Origin of the sequence: Trichococcus sp. (assembly GCF_049684335.1) — a bacterium.
Lineage (GTDB): Bacteria > Bacillota > Bacilli > Lactobacillales > Aerococcaceae > Trichococcus.
On record NZ_JBAVFV010000042.1, the window covers coordinates 1 to 6,309 of the forward strand.

7 protein-coding genes are annotated in these 6,309 nt (G+C 46.8%); all 7 read left to right on the top strand.

From position 1 onward, the window contains the following. On the top strand, positions 1-773 hold a 773-nt coding region (locus tag WBM30_RS07340; RefSeq protein WP_424900086.1), incomplete at its 5' end, for an ABC transporter permease. Further along, positions 766-1,560 carry an ABC transporter ATP-binding protein gene (locus tag WBM30_RS07345; protein WP_424900087.1) on the top strand — a complete coding sequence of 265 codons (795 nt, stop codon included), beginning with the start codon at positions 766-768 and terminating at the stop codon, positions 1,558-1,560. The genes WBM30_RS07340 and WBM30_RS07345, both read left to right, overlap by 8 nt. A gap of 19 nt (positions 1,561-1,579) precedes the next feature. Next, positions 1,580-2,434, top strand: a complete 855-nt coding sequence (locus WBM30_RS07350; RefSeq protein ID WP_424900088.1) for an LD-carboxypeptidase — start codon at positions 1,580-1,582, stop codon at positions 2,432-2,434. Positions 2,435-2,831: 397 nt separating this feature from the next. Continuing rightward, entirely contained in the window at positions 2,832-3,773 is a 942-nt protein-coding gene (locus tag WBM30_RS07355; protein ID WP_424900089.1) for an aspartate carbamoyltransferase catalytic subunit, read from the top strand. Positions 3,774-3,802: 29 nt separating this feature from the next. Next, the gene (locus WBM30_RS07360) at positions 3,803-5,080 is read left to right on the top strand and encodes a dihydroorotase (RefSeq protein WP_424900090.1); all 1,278 of its coding nucleotides are present in this window, start codon (positions 3,803-3,805) and stop codon (positions 5,078-5,080) included. Positions 5,081-5,169: 89 nt separating this feature from the next. Then, positions 5,170-5,823 carry a YczE/YyaS/YitT family protein gene (locus WBM30_RS07365; RefSeq protein WP_424900091.1) on the top strand — a complete coding sequence of 218 codons (654 nt, stop codon included), beginning with the start codon at positions 5,170-5,172 and terminating at the stop codon, positions 5,821-5,823. A gap of 120 nt (positions 5,824-5,943) precedes the next feature. Further along, positions 5,944-6,183, top strand: coding sequence for a glutaredoxin-like protein NrdH (nrdH, locus tag WBM30_RS07370; protein ID WP_424900092.1), 240 nt, complete (start codon positions 5,944-5,946; stop codon positions 6,181-6,183). The last annotated feature ends 126 nt before the right edge of the window (positions 6,184-6,309 follow it).

A 6,309-nucleotide genomic window follows, 5' to 3' on the forward strand; every position in this document is an offset into this window, starting at 1 on the left:
GTGCGGCTGTGGCTGTTCAAGCCATCACTTTAGGGGCGAATCCTTATATCGCTATTATATTTGCCATCATTGCTGGCAGCTCAGCTGGCCTAATCACTGGTTTTTTGATAACAAAATTGCAGATTCCCAGCCTTTTGGCAGGTATTTTGACGATGACCGGTCTTTATTCCATCAACCTTCGCGTGATGGGGAGAGCAAACATCAGTCTGTTGGGTAAAGATACGATTTTCACGGTTTTCAAGAACATGAATCTTCCCAGACATTTCGACACGATTATGTTGGGCTTGTTGGTTGTCGTCCTGATCATCGGGCTCTATGTCATTTTTTTCAAGACGGAATTCGGTCAAGCTGTTATCGCAACGGGTGACAACGAAGCGATGGCCCGTTCATTGGGCATATCCACAAACACAATGAAAATCGTCGGCTTGATGATTTCGAACGGGATCGTCGCTTTGGCGGGGTCCATCATCGCACAGGACAACGGCTACGCCGACATCAGTATGGGTATCGGAACAATTGTCATCGGTTTGGCTTCGATTATCATCGGCGAAGTATTGTTCACGAATGTCTCTTTCAAAATGCGTTTAGTTTGCCTGATGCTTGGTTCGGTCCTGTACCGTTTGATCATGGTAATGGTATTGGAAGCCGGAATGAACCCGAATGACTTCAAGTTGATCTCAGCTGTATTGTTGACCTTCTTCTTGGCGTTGCCGAAAATCAAGGAAACCTACTACATGTACTCATTGCGAAAGAAGGTGAAGCGAAATGACTAATCAGGAAGCGATGTTGACGATGTCACATGTCTCCAAAACGTTCTACCCTGGTTCACCCAATCAGGTCAACGCACTCCAGGATGTCAATCTGACTGTTAGACAAGGCGATTTCATCACTTTGGTCGGAGGCAACGGAGCCGGCAAATCAACCTTGTTGAATGCTATTTCCGGAAACTTCCTGCCTGACACAGGCGATATCATCGTAAACGGACAAAATGTCACCTTCTTTAAAGAAGACAAACGGGCGCCATACATCAGTCGGGTTTTCCAGGATCCCAAAATGGGAACCGCCCCACGGATGACGGTGCAGGAAAATTTATCCTTGGCATACCGCAGAGGGCAAAAACGGACGCTACGCTTCGGGACTTCGCAGGAAGAAAAAATATTTTTCAAAGAAGAACTGAAAAAGTTAGGCTTAGGACTGGAAAACCGGATGAGCTCAGAAATCGGGCTATTGTCGGGTGGTCAGAGGCAAGCGATCGCTCTTCTGATGGCAACGATGAAACGACCGGACATCCTGTTGTTGGATGAACATACGGCAGCGTTGGATCCGAAAACGGCTAAATTGGTTCTAGAATTGACGAATCAACAAGTGATCGACAACAACCTTACCAGCATCATGATCACGCACAACCTGCAGGATGCCATTCAGTACGGTAATCGCATGCTTGTGCTGCATCACGGTCAAATCATGAAGGATTATGACTCTGAAATGAAGAAAACATTGACGCCCGAAAAAATATTTGCTGAACTTCAGGAATTATCCATCCAAGACATCTTGGTCTGACAGAAAGGTAGTGATCTTTATGTGGCATCCGGGAGATGCGATCGGCTTCATCAGCTGTTCGAACGGATTGACGAATAATGATCGCTCGCTGGAAATGGTTTCGTCACTAAGCCGGAAACTCAAGAATGATTTTGGTCTTGAGACCGTAATGAGTGACGTCCTTTTCCTGGATAAAGAGACACAGCAAACTGAGGCCCCTGCATCCCGTGCAGGGGCATTGTTGTCCCTTTACTCCAATGCGAGCGTAAAAGCGATATTTGACTTATCCGGCGGGGATTTGGCCAATGAAATATTGCCTTATCTCGATTTCGATATCATCAAAAACAATCCCAAACCCTATTTTGGCTACAGCGACAATACCGTGATTGTGAATGCAATCCAAGCCAGAACCGGCATCCAGAACATCCTCTATAATCCCAAAGTGCTTGTGAGCCAGGAAGAAGCGTTTCAAACACAAGCTCTCAGTGATTTGGTTACCCAAATCGACGCAGACTGGACTGGAATATTCAAAATAGCCGAAAATAGCGTCTCTGAACAATCCGCGGCAGTTTTCGTAGGCGGGAATATGCGCTGCTTCTTGAAGCTAGCAGGAACCCCTTATTGGCCGGAATTGGAAAACAAAGTATTGATCCTCGAATCGGCAGGCGGCAGGTACGAAGCGATGTGCAGCGGGTTGGCGCAACTGGAGCAATTGGGGGCTTTCGGAAAAATCAACGGTCTGCTCATCGGGCAATTCACGCAACTGGCTTTGGACGAAAAAACGTCAGCTTTTCTGAAAGTGTGCCGCAACTACGCTTCTCGGTACGGGTTCCCCGTATGGGAAACAGACTTCATCGGGCATGATGACTATTCCAAGCCGATTCGCATCGGTTGAGGGGACTATGTCTTGCTTTATCGAGAAAAAACAGAGTATCCAATTGGCCAGCATTGACAAAAGCGATTGAGCACGTTATTATTTTAGCAACAGAATGAATTTCCTTTAACGAGAGTCCAGAGAGACTACTAAGGAGCATATCAGGCCTACTGTGCCTTTATCATGACTTTATGCCCATTGTCTCTTTGACCATGGGCTTTTTTTCTGGAGATTTATCCTATCGCACAACTTAATAGCGAATGTGAGACTTTAAGGGGGTCCTGTGAGGCCCGCAAGGTCACTAGATGGCCGCTCTGTATCCAAATATGGGAGCGGCTGGCCTAGAACCTGAAGAACTTACAAATTCTTCGGGTTCTTTTTGCCTCCATTCACAAAAAACTAATTGGAGGGCTTTAAAATGATGCAGATAACAAATCAGATCGCATTAAAAAACTTTGTAAGTGTCGAGGAACTCACGAATTTGGAAATCATGTCCCTGATCCTGCGTGCATCCGAATTCAAAAACGGCGTCCAACCAGAACGGGATTTGACTGAGGGCATCTACGCTTCGAACTTGTTTTTCGAGAACAGCACACGCACACACAAAAGTTTCGAAATGGCGGAACACAAGTTGGGGATGAAAGTCATCAGCTTTGACACTTCGACTAGCAGCGTCAGCAAAGGCGAAACGCTTTATGACACGGTTTTAACCTTATCGGCGATCGGCGTGGATGTGGTCGTTATCCGCCACAGTGCGGAAGCCTACTACAAAGAATTGATCGAAAGCCCAGGTATCACCGCGTCGATCGTGAACGGCGGAGACGGCGCTGGCCAGCATCCGAGCCAGTGCTTGTTGGACCTATTGACAATCTACGAAGAATTCCATACTTTCAGCGGAGTTAAAGTAGCCATATGCGGCGACTTGTCGCACTCACGTGTAGCCAAAACAAACATGCAGATGCTGCAGCGCCTCGGAGCAACCATTTATTTTACGGGTCCGGAAGAGTGGTACGATTCTACTTTCGATCAATACGGCACGCACAAGGAAATCGATGACATCATCGGAGAAGTCGATGTCATGATGCTGCTCCGCGTCCAGACAGAACGCCATGGCGGAAAAGCGATGCGCTACACTAAAGCCGAGTATCTCGATCAATTCGGCTTGACCGTCGCTCGCGAAGCCCGCATGAAGGAATCAGCCATCATCATGCATCCCGCTCCGGTAAACCGAGATGTGGAATTGGCGGACAGCCTAGTGGAATGCCGCCGCTCGCGGATCGTGACGCAAATGAAGAATGGCGTCTTTGCGAGAATGGCCATATTGGAAGCCATCGTAAACGGAAGAACAACGAACGTATAATCATAACAATTCACCAGTGGAGGGATCACATGTCAGTTTGGATAAAAAATGCAAAAATGTTGGGTCAAAAAGAGGAACTTATTCCTGTAGAGATATATGTGAAAGACGATAAGATTGCCGCAATCGGCCAGGATCTGCAGGGAACGGCTGAGGATGCAACAGTCATCGATGCCAAGGGCGGTCTGGTCACTCCAGGATTGATCGACGTGCACGTGCACTTACGTGAACCGGGCTTCACCTATAAAGAGACAATCGAAACAGGAACACAGGCAGCTGCTCGCGGAGGCTTCACTACTGTCTGCGCGATGCCAAACCTGAATCCAGTTCCGGATACGGCAGATAAATTCGCTGGTATCCAACAGCTGATCAAAGATACTGCCATCATCAAAGTCAAACAATACGCGCCCATCACCGAGAATTTGCGCAGCGACGTGCTGACTGATCAGAAGCAATTGTTGGAAGCCGGAGCTTTCGCCTTCACTAACGACGGTGTCGGTGTCCAAACTGCCGGAACGATGTATTTGGCAATGAAGGAAGCTGCAAAGAATAACGTCGCTCTTGTTGCGCATACCGAAGACGACTCCCTTTTGTTCGGAGGCGTGATGCACAAAGGCACGCGTTCTGAAGAATTGAATCTGCCTGGCATCTTGAGCGTGACGGAATCGACGCAAATCGCCCGCGACGTGCTTTTGGCGGAAGCGACAGGCTGTCATTACCATGTCTGCCATGTTTCAACGAAAGAAAGTGTACGCGTCATCCGCGATGCCAAACGTGCAGGGATCCACGTCACTGCCGAAGTCGCTCCGCATCACTTGATTCTGATAGATGGTTCGATCCCAACGGACACTGCCATCTACAAAATGAACCCACCATTACGCGGCGCTGAAGACCGTGCAGCCTTGATCGAAGGCTTGCTGGACGGCACAATCGACTGCATCGCAACCGATCACGCTCCGCATGGCGAAGAAGAAAAGCAAGGCAGCATGGTCGGCGCTCCATTCGGCATCGTCGGCATCGAGACGGCTTTCCAATTGATGTATTCCAACTTCGTTTTGGGTGGGGTCTTCACCTTGAAACAACTGGTCGATTGGATGACCGTCAAGCCTGCAGCGTTGTTCGGCATGGAATCCGGGACTCTGGATATCGGCTCCCAAGCGGATATCGCCATCTTCGATCTGGATAACGAATATGAAATCCGCAGCGAAGACTTCCTTTCGAAAGCGACAAATACACCTTTCACCGGTTGGAAAGTCAAAGGCGAAACGCTGTATACACTAGTGGACGGCAAAGTCGTCTACTCAAAATAAATAGATGATACGGAGTAAGCAACGAATTGCAATTCGTTGCTTATTTCTTTATAATGACTTAGCAGAATAATGAATGGATAGGTGAAAAAATGACGAAACATTTAAAGAACATGTTATTGGTCATCGTGGCCGTCATCATAACCGCTATCGGAGCAAGCATAACAGTAAAAGCCAATGTCGGCGTGGGTGCCTACGAAGCCCTTAACATGAGCATAAACCAACTTTCCGGCATCAAAATTGGAACGCTGGCGATTATACTGAATATCATATGTGTAGTAATCCAATGGCTTTTGATGAAAAAAGATTTTTCGTTGAGACAATTATTTCAGATTCCGGTCACATTGATCCTCGGCCAAGTGATGAACCTGATGCTTTATACGGTATTTTCAAGCGTGACGATCGACCAGTACTGGGTGAAAATCGCGATGGTCATTTTAGGGGGCATTATAGCAGCAATCGGTGTCGGATCAATGATGGCCTTGAATTACATCAATATGCCTTTGGAGGGCGCTTGTATGGCCTTCAGTAACCGCTTTGGCTTCAACTTTGGGAAAGTGCGCCAAATAGTCGATATTTTGTTGATCGCATCTGCATTGCTGATCACATTTTCTACCGACACCCCTATTACGGTGCGTGAAGGGACCATCATCAGCATGCTTTTCTTCCCGCCAAGCATGAATTTCGTTTATGAAAAACTCAAAGCATCGGCCGCTGCACAAGAACTTTCCATCGATTTAGACTGATTATTCTCGATTATAATCACTATATATGGTTTGTTTTTTACAAAATAATACTGTATGATGTATCCATAAGCTTTATTCGAAAAGAAAATTTTTATCGGATAATCAATGGAGGAAACTATCATGTCTAACAAGAATGTCACAGTATATACAAAACCGAATTGCATGCAGTGCAATTTCACAAAGAAATTTTTGGATGATAACAGCATCCGTTATGAAATCAAAGACATCCAGGATTCCGAAGTGGCCTTGGCTGAAGTCAAAGAATTGGGTTTCCAATCTTTGCCGGTAGTCGTCTTTGATGGCGTTGAGCCATTTTTCGGATTCAGACCTGATCTGCTTGAACAGTTGATCACGGCCTAATCGCGCAACATCCGACAGCACCAGATTTCCCTTTAGGGGACATCCGGTGCTGTTTTTTTTCAGCCAAATGCGGTGAATCATGTTAAGATATAGGAAAGAAACAACAATATCCACGGTAAGAAAGGG